Genomic DNA, 19,181 nt, shown 5'->3' on the forward strand with positions numbered 1-19,181 from the left:
TCGGACCTGGTCGATGGAGCGCTGGTCGGTGGCGACGATGGCGGCGGCATCTTCGCTGTCGTTGTCGTTGTCGTTGTCGTTGTCGTTGTCGCTGTGCGTCGCGGCGGCTTCCCCGAACGCGACACCCGCCCCGCCGCGCGCGGCAGTCCGTTCGTCGCGGGTGTCGATGATCGCCCGCGCCTGCTGCGTGAGTCGGTCGTGAATCCCTTCGGCGATCACCGTCGGGACGGTTGCGATCACGTCGCTCATCCCGTTCTGTCCCGGCACGATCCGCACGCACCGCCCAGCGGCGGCTTCCTCATGCCGCTCGGCGAAAGAGCGAGGATGCATCCGATGGGCGAGGATCTCGAGCGCGCCTCGCACACGGTTCGGAGTGTCCCGTTCGCACCGGCTGATCGCGACCTGCTCGAACTCGGTCCACAGCTCGGCCGGCAGGCTCGTCCCGGTCTCGACGATCGCGATCGCATGCCCGCGGACGATCCGGCCTTGCTCCCACGCTTCGACCGTCGCGGGGAACCCTTCGACCAGAGTCCGCGCCTCACCGATTCGGCGTTGCACGGTCCGGTCGGTGACCCGCATGACCCCACCGACTTCCGCGGCGATCGACCGCAGGGCCATGTCGTGGACCTGGACCCGCGCGTTGCGTTGCGCGGTCTGCGCCTCCGCCAGACGGCCGGCTGCGGCCAGCATCCGCAGCTCACGGACCTGCGCCTTCGCAAGCTCGACGGCGACATCACCCGCGTCCGCGACGACGCCCGCAAGGATGGCAAGATAGTCCTCGCCACCGGGGGTTTCCGCCGCATCCGTCATACCTGCACTCTGCCACTGACCTCCGACATCGACCCCGCCAAAACGGGCCCAGAACTCACGTTGTGCACACCCCTAAAATGAGAGTCCTCTCATTCTTTGCGGTTCGATCGGCGGCATGCCCCCCCCCGCACCCTCCGTACCGGCGCAGCCCCGCATGAGAGGCCGCGCACCGGCCGCATCCCGAACCGTCCAGCGCCGCAGCCCCGGCATCCACCCTTCAGCGCACACCATCACCGCGCCGGATTCGGACATCGTCACCGTGTTCGGACCGGATGCCGCCACCTCCTCCGAATCCGCGCCGTCCTCCGAGTCCGCACCCCGCACCCCACCACACCCAACCCCAACCCCAACCCGCCAGGTCAACCCCCGCGCCACACCTCCCGCACCCGGCTACCGTGAGCCTCTCCGGCGACGAAAGGCATCGCGTGAGGGCACGTCCAGACGGGCCGTCGATCCAGGAGGTCACGGTCGGCGGCAACACCTTCCGCGTCGTCCTCTCGCCGCGCGCCGACGCGGCGCACACCTACCTCCTGGTGCACGGCATCGGCATGTCGCACCGCTATCTGCGCCGCCTCCACGCCGAGCTGGCGCACGACCATGCCGTCGTCTCGATCGATCTGCCCGGTTTCGGGGGGCTCCCTCAGCCCCCGCGGGAGCTCGACGTCCCGGCGATGGCCGCCGCGATCGCCCGCCTCCTCGCGCACCTCGACCTCCCGCCGGTGGTCGCGGTCGGCCACTCGATGGGCAGCCAGTGGGTGATCGAACTCGCCGCGCAGCGTCCCGATCTGATCACGCACGTCGTCGCGATGGGTCCCGTCGCCGACGACCGGCACCGCACACCCACAGCCCAGGCACTCGCGCTGGCGCTCGACGTCTTCCGCGAGCCGCCGCTCGCGAACTGGCTCGTCCTCAGCGACTACGTGAGGTGCGGCATCCCCTGGTACCTGCGGCAACTGCGCCACATGCTCGCCTACCGCACCGAGGACCGGGTGCGAGCGCTCGCACGCCCTCTGCTCGTGATCCGCGGTGCGCGCGACCCCATCGCGGGGGCGGCGTGGTGTCGACGGCTCTCCGCCGGTGCCGCGGATGCCGAGACGTCGGAGATCCCCGGCAGCGGACACGTCGTCCAGCACAGCGCCCCGCGACGCGTCGCCGAGGCGATCGTCGCGTTCCGCACACGGCAGGAGGCGCGATGACCTCCCTCGTCCGGAACGCGGCGTGGTGGGCGTGCGACCACCTCTACGCGCTGCGCTGGCAGGTCGCCGCGACCCTGACGCGCACCGATTCGCGGCAGTTCCTGGCGGGTGAGCTCACGCCCATCGTCATCCTCCCCGGCGTGTACGAGACGTGGCGGTTCATGACGCCGCTCATCCGCGCGATGCACGACCGCGGGCATCCCGTGCACGTCCTGCCGGTGCTCCGCCGCAACCGGCGACCCGTCGACGCCGCCGCCGCCCGGGTCGTCGACTACCTCGCCGAGCACGACCTGCGCGGCTGCGTGCTGCTCGCGCACAGCAAGGGCGGACTGGTCGGCAAACGCGCCATGGTCATCGACGCGCCCACCGGCCGGGTGCGCGCAATGCTCGCCGTGGCCACCCCGTTCGGCGGATCACGTTACGGCCGACTCATGGTCCTTCCGTCTCTGCGGATCTTCTCCCCGCGCAGCGCCACGATCGTCGCCCTGTCGCGAGAGCACGAGGTCAACGCGCGCATCGTGTCGGTGTACGGGCAGTTCGATCCGCACATCCCCGAGGGCAGCGAACTGCCTGGCGCCGCCAAGAACGTGCGCCTCGACACGGGCGGCCACTTCCGGGTGCTCGCCCACCCGCGCGTCATCGCGGAGCTGATCGGTCTCTCCGAGGACGCCCCAGTCGTACCCTGATCGGATGCGACTGTACGTCCACAGCGCCGACCGCGACGGCGCATCCGCCTGGCCCTCGTCGGGGCCTGGCGATGCGCAGTACCTCCCGCTCGACCTCACCCTCCCGCTCGACTCGCTCTCCGCCGCGCCGATGGATGCCGCACCGCGAGGCGTGACTGTGTTCGCCCATTCCGCCGCCGCCGTCCCCGTCGCGCTCGCCGCAGCCCGGCTGTCGCCCCGAGCTCTCGTCCTCGTCGAGCCCGCGCTCTACGACATCGCTCGCGGACACCCCGCGATCGAGGCCCACATCGCCGAGATCACTCGCGCGAAAGCCTTCGCCGACACCAGTGACCTCTTCGGCTACTGGTCCATCGTGCGACCGCTCATGTTCGGCGGCGCCGCCGACCCGGCGCGCTGGGAATCCGAGCGTGCCGGGGTCGCACGCTTCGCGGCGAGGCGACCCCCGTGGGGGTTCGGCGTGGACGCCGCGATGCTGCGCGGCATCCCGACCCTCGTCGTCACGGGCGGGTGGAACGCCGAGTACGACGCGATCGCCGAGGTGCTCGAGCAACACGGTGCGCATCGCCGGACCCTGACGGGCCATGGTCACCGGCCCCAGGACCACTCCGACTTCGCCGCGACCGTCGAGACGTTCCTCGCGGACGTCTGACCGCCCTCAGGCGAGCGCGTCGACGATCGGGCGAAACTTCACCCGGGTCTCGAGCATCTCGGTCTCGGGGTCGCTCCCGGCGACGATGCCGGCGCCGGCGTGGGCGATGAGCGCGATGTCGCCCTCGCCGTGCACGTCGAACTGCGCGCACCGCAGCGCGATGGCCCATTCGCCGTCGCCGTTCGCGTCGATCCACCCGACCGGCCCGGCGTAGCGCCCGCGGTCGAACGGCTCGACCCGACGGATCACCTCGAGCGCCGCCTGCGTCGGAGTTCCGGCGACCGCCGCCGTCGGGTGCAGCACCTCGACGAGATCGAGCGCCGACGCGTAGCCCGAGAGCGTGCCCTCGACATCCGTCGCGAGGTGCCACACGTTCGGCAGTTTCAGCATGAACGGCTCGGGCTCGGCCACCAGCGCGGTCGTGTGCTCGCGCAGCGCGGTCAGCACGCTCTGCACGGCGTACCGGTGCTCGTCGAGGTCCTTCGCACTGGTGGCGAGGGCGACGGATGCCGCGGTGTCGGCGTCGGCGTCGGCCCCGCGCGCGGCGGTCCCCGCCAGCACGCGGGCGGTCACGGTGCCGCCCGAGACGGTGACGAGGGTCTCGGGGCTCGCCCCGATCGCGCCGTCGACGGCGAAGGTCCACGTGTCGGGGTAGGCCGAGGCGAGGGCGCGGACCAGCCGGCGCAGGTCCGACCCGGCGGGCACCGACCCGACCAGGTCGCGGGCGAGAACGACCTTCGCGACTTCGCCGGTCGCGATCGCCTCGAGCCCCGCGCGCACCTCCGCCTGGTAGCCGTCGGGGGTGCAGGCCCCCGGTCCGACGATCGCCGACCAGTGCGGTCCGAAGGGGATGGACTGGGGCTCGGGGCGCTCGGGTTCGCCGTCGGTGAAGACGTGGGTGACCCAGCTCGTGTCGCCGCGGCGGCCGATGATCATCTTCGGCACCGTCAGCGTCGGCGTCGCCGCACTGTGGGCCGGGTCGAACGGCAGCGCGCCGAACGCGACGAGGCCGGACCCCGGCATCCGCACCTTGTCGTCGACCTCCGCGGCGGCGGACACGGCGCGCCACCAGGCGACCGCCGATGCACCCGCCGGGAGTTCCGCGGCGCGGCCCCAGCCGACGAGCATGTCGCCGCGACGCGACCAGACCGTCGGATCGTCGGGCGCGGCGTACGAGAGGGGGTCGTCGACCGGCTCGATGCGGCGGGTGACGGCGCGCAGCCGGGGAGCGCCGAGCGCAGTCGAAGTCACGATCTCAGCCTAATCCGGCCGCACCCACCCGAGCCTCGCGCGCAGCCCCTCGGCATCCCGCCCCGATTAGGCTCGACACGTGACCGAACAGCCCTCCCGCACCCCGTCCACCCGCGCGGACCTCGGCAAGGATCCCGCGCGCGTCAGCGGCATGTTCGACGAGGTCGCGGCCGGCTACGACCGCACCAACACGATCCTCAGCCTCGGCAACGACAAGCTGTGGCGCATCGCGACGACCCGCGCCATCGCCCCGCGTCGCGGCCAGCGGATCCTCGACCTCGCCGCCGGCACCGGCGCCAGCTCGGTCTCGCTCGCCCGCTCGGGTGCCGAGGTCGTCGCGGGCGACTTCTCGGCGGGGATGATCGCCGAGGGGAAGCGGCGGCACGGCGGCATCCCGAACCTGTCCTTCGTCGAGGCGGACGCGACGGCCCTGCCCTTCGCCGACGAGGAGTTCGATACCGTGACGATCTCGTTCGGGCTGCGCAACGTGAACGACCCCGACAAGGCCCTGCGCGAGATGCTCCGCGTCACCAAGCCCGGCGGAAGCCTCGTCATCTGCGAGTTCTCGCACCCGCCGGCAGCGCTCATGCGGGGGCTCTACCGCTTCTACAACGACCGCGTCCTGCCCGTCGTCGCGCGGGCGTTCAGCTCGAACGCGGACGCCTACGACTATCTCAACGAGTCGATCCGCGACTGGCCCGATCAGCGCACCCTCGCCGGCCGCATCCGCGCCGCGGGGTGGGAGCAGGTCGCCTGGCGCGACCTGAGCTTCGGGATCGTCGCACTGCACCGCGCGCGCAAGCCCGCAACCCCGGGCCGGGCCTGAGGCGCGACGGGTACGCTGGAGGCATGACCCCCCGTCCCGGTACTCCGGGCTCGCAGATCGCGAGCCGTCTCGGCGTAACCGAGCGCATCTTCGTGGGCCCGCGCATGCGCAAGCTGCTCACCACGGTCGAAGAGGGGCTCGACCTCGTCGAAGCCCGCCTCGCCGGTGAGCTCAAGGTCGGGGACTCGCTCGCCGACGTCACCTCGCGCTACCTCTACGAGGCGGGCGGAAAGCGGATGCGGCCGATGCTCGCGATCCTCACGGCGCAGCTCGGCTCCGGGGTCACCGACGACGTCCTCGCCGGCGCGACGGCGCTCGAGATGACCCACCTCGGCTCGCTGTACCACGACGACGTCATGGACGAGGCCGACCGTCGCCGCGGTGTTCCCAGCGCCCACGCGGTGTGGGGCAACAGCGTCGCGATCCTCACGGGCGACCTGCTCTTCTCGCGTGCCAGCCAGCTCATGGCCCAGGTGGGCGAGCGCGCCATCCGGCTGCAGGCCGACACCTTCGAGCGCCTCGTGCTCGGTCAGATGCACGAGACCGTGGGCGCCCAGCCGGGCGACGACCCGGTCGACTTCTACCTGCAGGTCCTCAGCGACAAGACCGGTTCGCTGATCGCCGCCGCCGCCGAGACCGGCGTCGTCTTCTCCGACGCCTCCGACGAGTACGCCGCCCCGGTGCGCGAGTTCGGTGAGCGCGTGGGTGTCGCCTTCCAGCTGCTCGACGACGTCATCGACCTGTCGGCCGACGCCGAGGAGACCGGCAAGGTCCCCGGCACCGACCTGCGCGCCGGCGTGCCGACGATGCCCTACCTGCTCCTCGGCCGTGCGACAGACCCGGCCTCGCAGGCGCTCAAGGTCACGATCGACGAGGGTGTCGCCCGCATCTCCGACGGCGCCGACCCCGTCATCCTCGACGCCCCGCTCGCGCAGCTGCGCGACCACCCCGCGACCGAGGCCACCCGCCGCCTCGCGCACGAGTGGTCGGACCGCGCCGTCGCCGCCCTCTCGCCCCTCCCGGACGGCCTCGTCCGAGAGGCGCTCACGCGCTTCGCGCAGGTCGTCGTCGACCGCTCCAGCTGATCACCGGCGGAACCGCCGCTTCTTCGTCACGCCCGCGCGCGGGCTCTCGGAAAGGACACCCATGACCAAGCTCCGGCTGGCCATCGTCGGCGCAGGACCCGCCGGCATCTACGCGGCGGACATCCTGCTCAAGGCCGAGCGCAAGTTCGACGTCTCGATCGACCTGTTCGACCACCTGCCGGCGCCCTACGGTCTCGTCCGCTACGGCGTCGCCCCCGACCACCCGCGCATCAAGGGCATCATCAACGCCCTGCGCGACGTGCTCGACCGCGGCGACATCCGCATCTTCGGCAACGTCCGCTTCGGCACCGACATCACCCTCGCCGACCTGAAGAAGCACTACAACGCGGTCATCTTCGCGACCGGTGCGATCAAGGACGCCGACCTCGACATCCCCGGCATCGACGCCGAGGGCTCGTTCGGCGCCGCGGATTTCGTCAGCTGGTACGACGGCCACCCGGACTTCCCGCGCGAGTGGCCGCTGGATGCGGCATCCGTCGCGGTCCTCGGCAACGGCAACGTCGCGCTCGACGTCGCTCGCGTGCTCGCCAAGCACGCCGACGACCTGCTGCCCACCGAGATCCCCGCGAACGTCTACGAGGGCCTGAAGGCCTCGCCCGTCACCGACGTGCACGTGTTCGGCCGCCGCGGTCCCGCGCAGGTGAAGTTCACCCCCCTCGAGTTGCGCGAGCTCGGCGAGCTGCGCGACGTCGACATGGTCGTCTACGACGAGGACTTCGACTACGACGAGGCGTCGAAGGCCGCGATCGCCTCGAACAAGCAGGTCATGGTCATCGACCGCGTGCTGCAGTCGTGGCGCCAGCGGCCGAGCGTCAACAACGCCGGCGGCGAGGCGAGTCGCCGGCTGCACCTGCATTTCTGGGCGCGTCCCGTCGAGATCAAGAAGGATGCCGACGGCCGCGTCGCGGCGATCGTCACCGAGCGCACCCGTCCCGACGGCTCCGGCGGGGTCGAGGGCACGGGCGAGCTCCGCGAGATCCCGGTCGGCCAGGTTTACCGTGCCGTGGGCTACTTCGGTTCGCCGCTGCCGGACGTGCCGTTCGACAAGCGCCACGGCGTCATCCCCAACCACGAGGGTCAGGTGCTGAAGAAGGGCTCGAACGAGCGGGTCCCCGGCGTGTACGCGACCGGCTGGATCAAGCGCGGCCCGGTCGGTCTCATCGGTCACACGAAGTCCGACGCGATGGAGACCATCCGTCACCTCATCAACGACCAGGCCTCGTGGTGGACCCCCGAGGACCCGTCCGACGACGCGATCATCTCGCTCCTCGCCGAGCGGCAGGTCGCATGGACGGACCTCGACGGCTGGCACCGGCTCGACGAGCACGAGGTCGCCCTCGGTGCACCGCACGAGCGTGAGCGGATCAAGGTCGTCGACCGCGACGAGATGGTGCGGGTCTCGCGCGGGGAGTGAGGCTCCGATGAGCCGCGAGTGGGAGACGGACGTCCTCGGGCGTCCGTTCCAGTCCCTGACGCTGCCCCTCGGCGCCGACCAGGAGGGCGAGGTCGTCGCGACGCTCGTCCGCCTCGAGCCGCCGACGCTCGCGCGGCTGACGGGACCGCTGCGCGACGTCGACGTCCTCTATCTCCACGGCTGGTCCGACTACTTCTTCCAGGTCGAGCTCGCCCGGTTCTGGACCTCGCACGGAGCGCGGTTCCACGCGCTCGATCTGCGCAAGTACGGCCGCAGCCTGCGCCCCGGACAGACGCCCGGCTTCGTGACGTCGCTCGAGGTGTACGACGCCGACATCGCCACAGCCCTCGAAGCGATGGGCCATGGTCTCGAGGGTGCGCCGTCGCGGCGCCGGCTCGTGATGATGGGGCATTCGACGGGCGGCCTCACCGCCACGCTCTGGGCCTCGCGGCACCACGGGCGCCTTGCGGGGCTCGTCCTCAACAGCCCGTGGCTCGAGCTGCAGATCGGCACCCTCGGGCGCCAGGCGCTGTCGCCGCTCGTGCAGATGCGGGCGCGCGTCGATCCGTTGGGTGCGCACCCCGTCGTCGACCTCGGCTTCTACACCCGCGCGCAGACCGAGGTGGGCGCACTGCCCGTCCGCGGCTACCGGCGAGAGTGGCGGCCCGAGCGCGGGTTCCCGACGCACCCGGGCTGGCTCGCCGCGATCGTCGAGGGGCACCGTCGGGTGTCGGCGGGCATCGACGTGGGCGTTCCGACCCTCGTGATGCTGTCGACCGCGTCGACGAATCCGTTCGCGTGGAACGCCGAGATGACCGGAAGCGACTCTGTGCTCGTCGTCGACGACATCGCCCGCGCCGCCACCCGGATCGGGCGCGACATCACGCTCGCGCGGATCGAGGGCGGCATCCACGACCTCTTCCTGTCGCGTCCGGGCCCTCGCGAGCAGGCCTACCGTGCGCTCGAGCGGTGGCTCACGACGAGTGCGATCGGGCGCTCGCGCGGTTCGAGGCGATCCCGAGCGTCAGGCTGATCAGCGCGCCGACGAGCATGACGCACGCCATCGGCACCGCGGTCTCCTCGCCCCACAGACCCACCACGGGGGTGATGAGCGCGCCGGTCGCGAACTGGCACGCGCCCATGAGGGCCGCGCCGGCGCCGCGATTACGGGGCGTCGCCCGGGCGAGGCCGAGCGCGTTCGCGTTGCCGAACGTGAGACCCGCCGCCCCCATGGTGGCGAAGGCGCAGCCGAGGAAGAGCGGGATCGACAGGATGCCGGTGGCCGCCGAGACCGTCATGACCGACGCGGACGCGACGCCGAGCGCGGCGCCGACCACCAGCATCCGTTCCGGTCCGATGCGCGGCGCGTAGGTCGCGTTGATCAGGTTCGCGACGAGCAGCGCGACCCCGCCCCCGGCGAAGCCGAGGCCGTAGAGGAAGGGCGGCATCCCGAGGATCACCTGGGCGACGAAGGGGGATGCCGCGACGTAGGCGAACAGGCCCGCGAACCCGGCGACGTACGCACCGGTGTAGCCGAGGTAGATCGGGTCCCGCACGAAGTGGGCGAACGACGATCGCATGGCGCGCAGCCCGCCGGTGTGGCGGAGTTCGCGGGGCAGTGACTCAGGCACGACGAGCCAGGCGAGCGCGAGCATCAGGACGGCGATGACCGCGAGGGCCGTGAGCACCCCGCGCCACCCCGAGAACGAGGCGACCAGTCCGCCGATCGGGGGAGCGACGAGGGGGCCGAGGCCGCCGACGGTCGCGATCAGACTGAGCGCCCGGACGGCGGTGCGTCCTGTGCTGAGGTCGACGGCGATGGCGCGGGCGATCACGACGCCGGCCGCGCCGGCCAGCCCCTGCACCAGCCGCAGGGCGATGAACACCTCGATGGTCGGCGCGGCGACGAGGGCGATGCTCGCGAGGGTGAAGGCGCTCGTCGCGAGCAGGAGCACCCGCCGGCGTCCCCACGTGTCCGAGAGCGGTCCGAGCAGCAGTTGGCCGACACCGAGGCCCAGGAGGAACGCCGTCAGCGTCAGCTGCACCGTCGCGGGTGCGGCGTCGAGCTCGCGGGCGATCTGCGGCAGCGACGCGAGGTACATGTCGATCGCGAACGGACCGACCGCCGAGAGAAAGCCGAGGACGACGACGAGCCGGCGCGTGAGGTGCGGCCCGGTCATACGGGCGGGCGCAGGAGCGCACCCAGGGTGCGCAGCGTCGATTCCAGCCCGACCGTCGGATCGAGCAGCCACTGGATCTGCAGACCGTCGGATGCCGCGATGAGGAGCGACGCGAGGTGCTCGGCCGAGACGTCGTCGCGCACCAGACCCTCGGCCTGCTGCCGCCGCAGGCTCTCGGTCATCGTGGCGCGGAGCCCGGTGAAACGGGCCGTGAAGAACTCGCGTCCGACTCCGGACTCCGTCTCGAGCGAGGCGGCGAGCAGGGTGGAGTACAGCGTGACGAGACCGGGCACCTCGACGTTCTTGATCGCCGCCTCGATCATCGTGTCGATGCCGGGGCGGAGGTCGGGGGAGTCGACGCGGCTGTCCTCGGCGTGCTTGTAGACGGCGACGAGCAGCTGTTCGCGCGAGTCGAAGTAGTGCAGGAGGGCGGCGTGCGAGACGCCGATGGCCTCGGCGATCTTGCGGAGCGACGTGCCGTGCGCCCCGCGCTCGCGGAAGACCTCGATCGCGCGATCGAGGATCTCCTGCCGCCGGGCGACGCCCTTCGGCTGCGATCCGCGGCGGCCAATCACGCCCTCGTCGTCCTGACCCATGGGGACAGAGTAGGGCCGTCGACGAAAAACCTCCAACTGGAGGTTTTTCTGCTATCGTCGTGGCCACGCCGCCCCGCGGCATCCGACAACGACGTACGAAGGAAGGCCCATGGCTCTGCCACTCGCCTCTGTCCAGCTCTACACACTCGCCAAAGAGTTCAGCGAGGACATGTCCGGATCGCTCGACAAGCTGGCTGCGATCGGCCTGCGCAACGTGGAGGCGTTCGACTTCGTGCGGCGTCCCGACGAGATCCGCGCGGCCCTCGACGCCAGCGGCCTCGCCTCTCCCACCGGCCACGCGCCCCTGCTCTCGGACGAGCTCTGGACCCCGGACGGCTCGATCCCGACCCCCGCTCCCGAGGTCGTCTTCGAGGCGGCCGCGAAGATCGGCATGACGACGGTCATCGACCCGTTCGTGCCCGCCGAGCGCTGGCTCACCGAAGAGGGTGTCGCCGACATCGCCGAGCGCATGAACCGCGCCGCCGAGAAGGCCGCGGAGTTCGGCCTCACGGTCGGGTACCACAACCACGCGCAGGAGTTCGTGGCGGACTTCGGCGGTCAGACCGCCTACGAGCGCTTCCTCGAGCTGACCGACGACCGCGTCGAGATCGAGCTCGACCTGTTCTGGGCGCTCACCGGCGGCCAGGACGTGCCGGCGCTCGTGAAGAGCCTCGGCGACCGGCTCGTCGCCGTGCACGTCAAGGACGGCATCGCCCCGGCATCCAACCCGTGGGCGCCCGGCGCCGACGCGTTCGGTTCCGACTCGCTCGAGCAGCTGCGCGCCGGCACGGGCGACGTGCCCCTCGCCGAGTCGCTGCAGGCGGGGACGGGCATCAAGTTCGCCGTCATCGAGTACGACAAGGCTCCCGGCGACGTCTTCGAGGACATCGCGGCCTCGTACGCCTTCCTGAAGAACGGCGGGTTCATCGCATGACCGGTCCCGTCGGAGTCGGCATCGTCGGTGCCGGTGTCATCAGCCAGACCTACCTCGAGAACCTCACGTCGTTCCCCGACGTGAAGGTGGTCGCGATCGGCGACCTGATCCCCGAGCGCGCGAAGGCGAAGGCCGAGGAGCACGGGGTGCCATCGTGGGGCACGCTCGAGGACGTCCTCGCCAACCCCGAGGTCGAGCTCGTCGTCAACCTCACGATTCCCGAGTCGCACATCGCGGTCTCGGTGCAGGCGGTCGCCGCCGGCAAGCACGTTTGGACCGAGAAGCCCCTGGGCCTCGACCGCGAGGGTGCGCGTCAGCTGCTGAAGGATGCCGAGGCTGCGGGTGTCCGCGTCGGTTCGGCGCCCGACACGATCCTCGGCCCGGGTTTCCAGACCGCGAAGCGCGCGATCGCCGAGGGTGTCATCGGCACCCCGCTGTTCGTGCAGACCGCGTTCCAGACGCAGGGCCCCGACCTGTGGCATCCCGAGCCCGCGTTCCTGTTCGCGAAGGGTGCCGGCCCGCTGCTCGACATGGGTCCGTACTACTTCTCGGCCCTCGTCAGCCTGCTGGGGCCCATCGCCGGCGTCGCCGCGCGCGGGTCGCGGTTCCGCACGGAGCGTCACATCCACACCGGTCCCCGCGCGGGCGAGACCTTCCCCGTCGAGGTGCCCTCGTCGGTGCAGGTCCTCTCGACCTTCGAGGGCGGCCAGCACGGCACGCACCTGCTGAGCTTCGACTCGGCGCTCGAGCGTCACGGCGTCGTGGAGATCCACGGCACCGAGGGCTCGATCGTGCTGCCCGATCCCAACCGCTTCGAGGGGCGCACGGCGTACGTCAAGCCGCTCGGCGTGTTCCGCGACGGCATGAAGACCGAGCAGGAGTGGATCGAGGTCGAGCAGCAGGGCACGGTCGTCGGCCGCGGCCTCGGCGTGCTCGACATGGTGCGCGCCGTCGCGGAGAACCGGCCGCACGTGGCGACCGGCGAGCTCGGCTTCCACGTGCTCGACGTGCTGCTCTCGGCGCAGGACTCGGCCGAGACCGGCCAGTACCTCGAGATCGACAGCACGGTCGCACCGGTCCCGCCGGTGCCGGTCGACTTCGACCCGTTCGCCCGCACGCTCTGAGCCGCTGACGCGACGACGGCCCGGACCCTTGAGGGGGTCCGGGCCGTCGTCGTCCGGTCAGCGCGGCTGGGTCGCGCGGACGCGGAACCAGAGGCTCAGCTCGCGTGCCGCCCGAAGGGTGGCCGACGGGTCGCCATGCGCTTCGAGGTCGTCGAACGTGTCACGGAATCCTTCCGGCGCCTCGGCGTCCGGGGTCGTGATGGGTTCGAAGCCCATGGTCCACTCGGCGAAGTTGCGCTCGCCGATGAACTCGTCGATGAGTACCCGGAGGTGGTCGTGGCGGGGGTCCCGTTCGATCTTCGCCATCGTGTCGCGGACGGCCTGTTCGGGGCCCTCGAGGATCTGGATGAAGCGGCCGTTCCGGTACAGCAGCATCCCCGTCACGTCCCGCTCGGCGTTCGAGGCACGGCTCTGCTCGAGGAGTTCGCGCAGCGCGCCGTCATCGAGCGGCGCGGTCGCCATGCTCGAATACACGACGGAGAAGACGGCGGGGGAGTCGGTCATCGGTTCTCCCGGATCGTCAGGATGCCGGCGGTCCCGGCAACGGTCTCGGCGGACAGCGTCCGCATCGCGGAGACGAGGTCGGCGAAGGTGCCGACCGCGGTGGAGCGCATGTCGAACGCGACGTAGCGGCCGTCCCCCCGCCGTTCGATGTACCCCAGGAAGTTGCCGTCGCGACTGCCGACGTGGAAGCCGTCCTCGACGCGCGCCCAGACCGTGCCGGGGGTGGGATGGTGGTGCTCAGGCACAGCGGGGACCTCACAAGCTCGTGGTGCTGACCTGCCACGCTAGGTGAGGGCTCCGACGCTCGCGCGGGCTTGACAACCCGCCCGCGCCGACCCGGTGCTCGGGCGCTGTGCTCAGCGGTAGTTGACGAACTGGAGGTCGACGTCGAGGTCGGCGGCCTTCAGCATCCGCTGCACTTCCTGCAGGTCGTCGCGGGACTTCGACTGCACGCGCAGCTCGTCGCCCTGGATCTGGGCCTTGACCGACTTGGGGCCCTCGTCGCGGATGATCTTGCTGATCTTCTTCGCGTCCTCGGAGGAGATGCCCTCCTTGAGGGTCGACACGATCCGGAACTCCTTGCCCGAGGGCTGGGGATCGCCGGAGTCGAGGCTCTTCAGGGAGATGCCGCGCTTGATCAGCTTCGACTGGAAGACGTCGAGCACCGCCTTGGCGCGCTCGTCGCTGTTCGCCTTGATGAGGATCGACTCGCCGCTCCACTCGATCGAGGCGCCGGTGCCCTTGAAGTCGTAGCGCTGCTCGACCTCCTTGCGCGCCTGGTTGAGCGCGTTGTCCGCCTCCTGGCGATCGATCTTGCTGACGATGTCGAATGAGCTGTCGCTGGCCATGCGTTCGAGGGTACCGCCGTCGAGATGGCGAGGCCCCGCGACGACGTGAAGCGTTCGATCAGTTCGTGCTGTCGAGGTATTCGCGCCACTGGAAGGAGTGGTCGACGGTGAGGTCGAGGATGTCACCGGGGTGGAGCCAGCCGTTCGGGATGCGAGTGATCGGGATGCCGAACGTCCGCGAGATCCCCCAGGCGGTGTCGCCTTCGACGATGACGTAGTTCGTCGGAGCGTCATCCAGGCCAGTCGGGACAGGTCCGGCAGGGCGGAGCGGCTTCGGCTGAGCCGAGGTGGGCGGCGGGACGGTGCCCATCGTCCTCGACGGGTCCGGGGCAGCGGTCTGGGCGGTGTCGAAGGTGCATCCGGCGAGCGGGACGGCGAGTAGACCAGTGACGAGGACGGAGGCGAGGTTCGCGCGGTTCCGCACGGTCAGACGCTCGGCTCGGGGATCATGACCGTTGTGCGCTGGGGTGTGATCTCGACGACGTCCCCGGGGTGGAGGGGATCTCCGACGATCCCGGCATACTCGTTGTAGCTGGCGAGCGCCATGCCGTCGGTGCAGAACCGGTCAGCGATTCCACGCCATGTGTCGCCCGCGTCGACGGTGTAGCGGATGACCTCACCGTCGCGGATCTCGGGGGTCCCCGAGGCGTATTCACCGGGGCGGGTGTCGCGCGGGGTGCCGCTCATGCTGACGCGGAACTCGCCCTCGGGGTCCGTCTCGACGTAGCGCGTGAGATCGACGCGAGCGACCGTGCCGTCGCAGTCCTGGTGGGTGTAGTAAGTCGGCCCACTGTCGCCCGGAATGCTGTCGGCGCGCTGGGCGCGGCCTGCGGCCTCCTCATGGAAGGCGACGACGTCGCCGTAGTAAAGCTGGCCGTCGGTGATGCCGTTGAGCTGGTTGAACTCGCGGGCGTCGAGGCAGAAGCGCTCCACCACCGACGTGTAGACATCACCCCGGCCCACGGTGTAGAGCGTGGCGAGGCCATCAGCGTTCCGGTCCTCGACCGTACCCTGAGCGCCGCTGGACCACATCTCTCCGAGGTCGGTCCCCGGAGGTCGCTGGTCGCAGATGATCGAGACGTAGGAGTAGTCGTCGAGCGGCGCGTGGGGGATCGGCGCGGTGGTCGGCGTCGCTGACGCAACCGCGGTTGGCTTCGGCGCAACGACCAGGGCCGGATCGGCGGTGGGAACAGCCTCCGGATCGGCGGTGGGAACAGCCAGAAGCGGAGCGACCGTCATGCCGGCGAGGCCGACGAAGACGGCGGCGCAGATGCCGACGGTGATCTTCTGAGCGCGATTCATCGGTTCGAACGTAGCCGGGCCTCTCGCCATTCGATCAATCGCGGCGTGTCGGTCATTCGCGTAGCGCCGGACGATCGTTGCGCGCCCGTGACCCGGGACGGATAGCGTCGAGGTATGGATCGTCGGGGGAAGATCATGCTCGGTATCGCCGTGGGGTCGGTGGTGGGCCTGCTGGCTCTCGCCGCGCCCGCTGTCATCGGGATGATCCCGACCGACGAGGTGGTCGCCGAGGCGCCGCCCACGTCGGCGGCACCGCCGCGGACGGCGACACCCACGCCCACGCCTGTGCCGACGCGGCTCGCGCCCCTTCCCACGCCCGTCGAGACGACCCCGGCGCCCGAGAGCAAGTGCCTGGGCGTTCCGGCGGGCACGGACCGCGGCGACATCTCGCCTGGAGCGACCGGCGTGGTCGAGCGCTCCAATGGGAAGGGCCTCGCGACGGTCTACCGGGTGGTCTCGGGCGACTCGTACTGGGCGATCGTCGAGCGCTTCTGCCTCGCCAGCGAGGACTTCAACAGCGCGAACAACTTCGGCGGTGCGGGCGACATCTACGCCGGCGACTACCTCGCCGTCCTCCCCGAGGGGCAGCCCGAGGCCCTGGCACTCAACGAGGCGGCCAAGGGCGGCTACCGCACGCATCAGGACTGCGACGCCATCGCGCGCATCTCGCTCGCAGAGCCCAACGCCGAAGGTCGGATCCCGGTCAGCATGTCGGGCACGATCGTCGACACCGGCAAGGGCGAGTACGCCGAGGGTCCGGTCGAGAAGGTCGACGGCAAGCCCACGTTCTACACCGTGCAGCCGGGGGACACCTACCGTGGCATCGGCGACCGCTTCTGCGTCGATGCGATCACCGTGCAGGCGTTCAACGAGGCGGGCGGACCGGAGCACGTCCTGCAGCCCGGCGACCGCGTGCAGTTGCGGCCGACGAGCCGCACCATCGCGGCGCAGGGTTGACGTTCCGCGCGTCGCCGCATCCGTCGTCGCGTCCACCCGTAGCCTGACGGGGTGACCACGCCCGCCGTCCCGCTTCTTGCCCAGCGCGCGTGGGGCATCGCCGCCGTCGTGCTCGTCGTGCTCTCGGTGCTGCCGACCCTGTTCGTCCTGCTGCTCGCCGCGACCGTCGACGAGCAGTACGGGTGGCTCCTGATCCCGGCCTTCGCCCTCCTCGTCGGCGGCGGGTCGGTCGCGATGCTCACCGGCATCGTCGGTCTCGTCTTCGCGGGCATCCGCCGCCGCGGGTTCCTGTGGCCCGCGATCGGCACAGCAGCGGGGATCGGTCTCGTCGGCACCGCCTCGCTCATCCTGAACCTCGGCGCCTGACGTCGGCGGAGCCGCGGCATCCGCCCCTTCGTACAATGGGCTGATGCGGCCGCTGACAGAGGACCAGTTGCGCGACGTGCTGGTGAATGCGACGAAGGACGAGCGGGAACGCCTCGAGCCGCCCCACGACTTCCCGCTGCTCGAGTGGGATCACCTCGACTTCCTCGCGTGGCGCGATCCCACGACGCGCAGCCGCGGCTACGTCGTCGCCGAGATCGACGGGCACCCGACCGGCATCGTGCTGCGCGCCGCGAACGGCGCGACGCAGGGTCGCTCCGCCATGTGCAACATCTGCCACACGATGCAGCCGGGCAATCAGGTCACGATGTTCACCGCTCGACGGACCGGGGATGCCGGTGACCGCGGCGACAGCGTCGGCACCTACGTCTGCGCCGACCTGACCTGCCACGACAACGTCCGCATCGCGGGGCCGCTGGCTCCGAGCGAGATCCGGGCGAGCGTGGATCGCCGCATCGACGGCACCCGCCACCGCCTCGAATCCTTCGTCGAGCGCGTCGCGTCGGCCGCCTGACGCCGCGGTTTTCGTCACGCCCGCGGGGAGGGTAGAGTAGGGGATCGCGCCTCCGGTCGACTGCACAAGCCGGGCGGGTGCGCACCTGGCGAGTTACCCAAGCGGCCAAAGGGATCTGACTGTAAATCAGACTGCATTGCATTCGGGGGTTCGAATCCCTCACTCGCCACCACGAAGGGCTGCGGAGATCTCCGCAGCCCTTTCCCGTTCCCGCGGGGGATGCCGCGCGGTAGCCTGCGGGCAGGATGACCACGCACCGATCGATCGGCGCCGCCGCCGCAGCCGCGACAGCCGCCGCTCTCGCCGTCGCGTTCGCGGGATGCGCGCCGGTCGCGGAACGCTCGATCGCCGTCGCCCCCGACCAGGTCGCCGCCATCGAGTTCTTCGAGTACCCCTCGACCGACGTGCCCGACACCGTCGATCGGCTCACGGTGCGCGACCCCGCGCTCATCACGGAGTGGATGCGGGCCTTCACCGACATGCCGCTGCGCGCGTACACCCCCGACGAGCCGGATGAGTTCGACGGCGCGCAGACCCAGTCCAGTCGGCTGATCCTCACCGACGGCCGCGAGATCGAGATCACGACGATCTGGATCGGCCCGCACGACAACGTCGTCCTGTGGCCCGACGCCACCGTGTGGCGCACCGAGTGGGGGTCGCCCCGCGTGGTGGAGGCGTACGCCGACGTCGCGCAGATCGACCAGGTGAGCGCCGACGAGCTGCCGGTGGTCGTCCTCCCCGGGTGATGTCCTCCACACCCCGGTGACGGGCCGCCACCCCTGTGGACATCCGACCTGCTCATCGGCCGGTCTGACAGGATGGGGGCGAGTGCGGGGGAGGCCTCCGCCGAAGGGATGTCGAGGATGAGCGAACCGATCACCGCCCCCCGTTCGAGCAAGATCTTCCGCGCAGCGATCTGGGTCGCGATCGGCGCCCTGATCGCCGCGGCGATCGTCTGCGTCGTGTGGGTGCTCCTCGGGGACTCGAACGGCATCGTCGGGCGAGCGTTCCTGACGATCCTGCTGCTCGCGGCCTTCGCCGGGATCTCGATCCTCGAGGCATCCCTCGCCAGCCGTCGCCCCGCGTGGTTCGCCCTCGCGAGCATCGTGTCGTGGGTCGTCGCGCTCATCATCGGCGCGTTCATGATCTGGATGCCGGAGGCCGCCGGCGACTACGGCGTCGGCGCCGAGCGCTTCTTCAAGTTCCTGCTGATCCTGCTGATCCTGCAGGGCGCGCTGCTGCACGTCCGCCTCTACGCGAAGGCCTTCGCGCGTTACCAGACCACCTTCACGAGCATCGTCACCTACGTGACGATGGGCCTCGTCGTGATCCTCGCGATCATGCTGATCATCCCGCTGATGCTCGAGGAGTTCATCGAGTTCCGCGAGATCTACTGGCGCGTGCTCGTGTCGGTCGCGATCCTCGCCGCCGTGGGCACGGCGCTCGTCCCGCTCGTGAACGCCCTCTTCGCCCCGAAGAAGGAGCGTCCGCAGGTCGCGGCGCCCTACGGCGCGCAGGTGTACGCCACGTCGGGTCAGCCCGACGGTGCTGCGTACACGGCGTCGGCCACGGCGCCCCCGCAGGCGTGGCCCACGTACGCCGACGGTCGGACGCCCCTGCCGGTCATGCCCGACGGCAGCCCCGACTGGAACGCGTACTACACCGGCTGGCCCACCTACCCGCAGCAGCCCTACGGCGCCACGACGCCCGACGGAGCGTCGGCTCCCGAGGCGGCTCCGGCGGCCCCGGCAGCTCCCGCTGCTCCGCCGGCGCCCGCATCCGCGCCGGACGCGCCCGCTGCTCCGGATGCTGGCTCGCCGCAGGTCCCGCCGGTGCCGCCCCTCCCGGGCGCGCCCGACGCGCCCCCGGCGCCGCCCGTCCCGCCGCAGCAGCACTGAGC

At 71.0% G+C, this 19,181-nt stretch carries 23 protein-coding genes and 1 tRNA gene; 15 read left to right on the forward strand and 9 right to left on the reverse strand.

The features are described 5' to 3' along the window. The coding region (locus tag AYL44_RS08755; protein WP_157532609.1) for a DUF222 domain-containing protein at nt 1-810 on the reverse strand (810 nt) is incomplete at its 3' end. A gap of 425 nt (nt 811-1,235) precedes the next feature. Between AYL44_RS08755 and AYL44_RS08760 the strand changes: the two genes are divergently transcribed. From AYL44_RS08760 to AYL44_RS08770, 3 genes are read left to right on the forward strand one after another with little or no spacing between them, the layout of a single operon-like run. Then, entirely contained in the window at nt 1,236-2,006 is a 771-nt protein-coding gene (locus tag AYL44_RS08760) for an alpha/beta fold hydrolase (protein WP_064002923.1), read from the forward strand. Continuing rightward, a complete protein-coding gene (locus AYL44_RS08765; RefSeq protein WP_064002924.1) occupies nt 2,003-2,692 on the forward strand; it encodes an esterase/lipase family protein in 690 nt (229 codons plus the stop codon). The genes AYL44_RS08760 and AYL44_RS08765 overlap by 4 nt, the downstream gene beginning before the upstream one ends. A gap of 4 nt (nt 2,693-2,696) precedes the next feature. Further along, nucleotides 2,697-3,341 (forward strand): hypothetical protein, encoded by a 645-nt coding sequence (locus tag AYL44_RS08770; protein WP_064002925.1) that lies wholly within the window; start codon nt 2,697-2,699, stop codon nt 3,339-3,341. A 6-nt stretch (nt 3,342-3,347) separates the two neighbouring features. On the opposite strand, the gene AYL44_RS08775 is transcribed toward AYL44_RS08770, so the two are convergent. After that, nucleotides 3,348-4,592 (reverse strand): isochorismate synthase, encoded by a 1,245-nt coding sequence (locus tag AYL44_RS08775; RefSeq protein WP_064002926.1) that lies wholly within the window; start codon nt 4,590-4,592, stop codon nt 3,348-3,350. A gap of 79 nt (nt 4,593-4,671) precedes the next feature. On the opposite strand from AYL44_RS08775, the gene AYL44_RS08780 reads away from it, so the two are divergent. The 4 genes from AYL44_RS08780 (at nt 4,672) to AYL44_RS08795 (ending at nt 8,971) form a co-directional block, all read left to right on the forward strand. After that, the gene (locus AYL44_RS08780) at nt 4,672-5,418 is read left to right on the forward strand and encodes a demethylmenaquinone methyltransferase (RefSeq protein WP_064002927.1); all 747 of its coding nucleotides are present in this window, start codon (nt 4,672-4,674) and stop codon (nt 5,416-5,418) included. Nucleotides 5,419-5,441: 23 nt separating this feature from the next. Further along, nucleotides 5,442-6,503 (forward strand): polyprenyl synthetase family protein, encoded by a 1,062-nt coding sequence (locus AYL44_RS08785; RefSeq protein ID WP_064002928.1) that lies wholly within the window; start codon nt 5,442-5,444, stop codon nt 6,501-6,503. A 61-nt stretch (nt 6,504-6,564) separates the two neighbouring features. After that, entirely contained in the window at nt 6,565-7,938 is a 1,374-nt protein-coding gene (locus AYL44_RS08790; protein WP_064002929.1) for an FAD-dependent oxidoreductase, read from the forward strand. 7 nt (nt 7,939-7,945) lie between these two features. Continuing rightward, nucleotides 7,946-8,971, forward strand: coding sequence for an alpha/beta hydrolase (locus AYL44_RS08795; RefSeq protein ID WP_064002930.1), 1,026 nt, complete (start codon nt 7,946-7,948; stop codon nt 8,969-8,971). Here AYL44_RS08795 and AYL44_RS08800 read toward each other — a convergent pair. Continuing rightward, nucleotides 8,913-10,118 (reverse strand): multidrug effflux MFS transporter, encoded by a 1,206-nt coding sequence (locus tag AYL44_RS08800; RefSeq protein WP_064002931.1) that lies wholly within the window; start codon nt 10,116-10,118, stop codon nt 8,913-8,915. The genes AYL44_RS08795 and AYL44_RS08800 overlap by 59 nt on opposite strands. After that, complete coding sequence (locus AYL44_RS08805; RefSeq protein WP_064002932.1) at nt 10,115-10,714, reverse strand: TetR/AcrR family transcriptional regulator; 600 nt, start codon at nt 10,712-10,714, stop codon at nt 10,115-10,117. The genes AYL44_RS08800 and AYL44_RS08805 overlap by 4 nt, the downstream gene beginning before the upstream one ends. A 109-nt stretch (nt 10,715-10,823) precedes the next feature. Here AYL44_RS08805 and AYL44_RS08810 point away from each other — a divergent pair, with 109 nt between their 5' ends. Next, nucleotides 10,824-11,648, forward strand: a complete 825-nt coding sequence (locus AYL44_RS08810; protein ID WP_064002933.1) for a sugar phosphate isomerase/epimerase family protein — start codon at nt 10,824-10,826, stop codon at nt 11,646-11,648. Further along, entirely contained in the window at nt 11,645-12,772 is a 1,128-nt protein-coding gene (locus AYL44_RS08815; RefSeq protein ID WP_064002934.1) for a Gfo/Idh/MocA family protein, read from the forward strand. Before AYL44_RS08810 ends, AYL44_RS08815 begins: the two co-directional genes overlap by 4 nt. Before the next feature lie 57 nt (nt 12,773-12,829). On the opposite strand, the gene AYL44_RS08820 is transcribed toward AYL44_RS08815, so the two are convergent. The 5 genes from AYL44_RS08820 to AYL44_RS08840 all read right to left on the reverse strand — a co-directional run bounded on the left by AYL44_RS08820 (nt 12,830) and on the right by AYL44_RS08840 (nt 15,363). Further along, entirely contained in the window at nt 12,830-13,276 is a 447-nt protein-coding gene (locus AYL44_RS08820; RefSeq protein WP_064002935.1) for a BLUF domain-containing protein, read from the reverse strand. Further along, nucleotides 13,273-13,521 carry a hypothetical protein gene (locus AYL44_RS08825; protein ID WP_064002936.1) on the reverse strand — a complete coding sequence of 83 codons (249 nt, stop codon included), beginning with the start codon at nt 13,519-13,521 and terminating at the stop codon, nt 13,273-13,275. Before AYL44_RS08825 ends, AYL44_RS08820 begins: the two co-directional genes overlap by 4 nt. Nucleotides 13,522-13,632: 111 nt before the next feature. Next, nucleotides 13,633-14,124, reverse strand: coding sequence for a YajQ family cyclic di-GMP-binding protein (locus tag AYL44_RS08830; RefSeq protein ID WP_064002937.1), 492 nt, complete (start codon nt 14,122-14,124; stop codon nt 13,633-13,635). A 58-nt stretch (nt 14,125-14,182) separates the two neighbouring features. Next, nucleotides 14,183-14,548 (reverse strand): LysM peptidoglycan-binding domain-containing protein, encoded by a 366-nt coding sequence (locus tag AYL44_RS08835; RefSeq protein WP_064002938.1) that lies wholly within the window; start codon nt 14,546-14,548, stop codon nt 14,183-14,185. Nucleotides 14,549-14,550: 2 nt separating this feature from the next. Further along, entirely contained in the window at nt 14,551-15,363 is an 813-nt protein-coding gene (locus AYL44_RS08840; protein ID WP_197471632.1) for a LysM peptidoglycan-binding domain-containing protein, read from the reverse strand. A gap of 177 nt (nt 15,364-15,540) precedes the next feature. Between AYL44_RS08840 and AYL44_RS08845 the strand changes: the two genes are divergently transcribed. From AYL44_RS08845 to AYL44_RS08870, 6 genes are all read left to right on the forward strand, one after another. Then, a complete protein-coding gene (locus AYL44_RS08845) occupies nt 15,541-16,383 on the forward strand; it encodes a LysM peptidoglycan-binding domain-containing protein (protein WP_064002940.1) in 843 nt (280 codons plus the stop codon). 51 nt (nt 16,384-16,434) lie between these two features. After that, the gene (locus tag AYL44_RS08850) at nt 16,435-16,749 is read left to right on the forward strand and encodes a hypothetical protein (protein WP_064002941.1); all 315 of its coding nucleotides are present in this window, start codon (nt 16,435-16,437) and stop codon (nt 16,747-16,749) included. Between the two features lie 43 nt (nt 16,750-16,792). Beyond that, nucleotides 16,793-17,281 carry an FBP domain-containing protein gene (locus AYL44_RS08855; protein ID WP_064002942.1) on the forward strand — a complete coding sequence of 163 codons (489 nt, stop codon included), beginning with the start codon at nt 16,793-16,795 and terminating at the stop codon, nt 17,279-17,281. Nucleotides 17,282-17,368: 87 nt separating this feature from the next. After that, nucleotides 17,369-17,453: transfer RNA gene (locus tag AYL44_RS08860), tRNA-Tyr, on the forward strand. 73 nt (nt 17,454-17,526) lie between these two features. Continuing rightward, nucleotides 17,527-18,027: a hypothetical protein gene (locus AYL44_RS08865; RefSeq protein ID WP_231872763.1), complete on the forward strand. Its 501-nt coding sequence runs from the start codon at nt 17,527-17,529 to the stop codon at nt 18,025-18,027. A gap of 117 nt (nt 18,028-18,144) precedes the next feature. After that, a complete protein-coding gene (locus AYL44_RS08870) occupies nt 18,145-19,179 on the forward strand; it encodes a hypothetical protein (protein WP_082886167.1) in 1,035 nt (344 codons plus the stop codon). Nucleotides 19,180-19,181: the final 2 nt, after the last annotated feature.

The sequence above is a fragment of the Microbacterium oleivorans genome (genome assembly GCF_001644225.1).
Lineage (GTDB): Bacteria > Actinomycetota > Actinomycetes > Actinomycetales > Microbacteriaceae > Microbacterium > Microbacterium gawkjiense.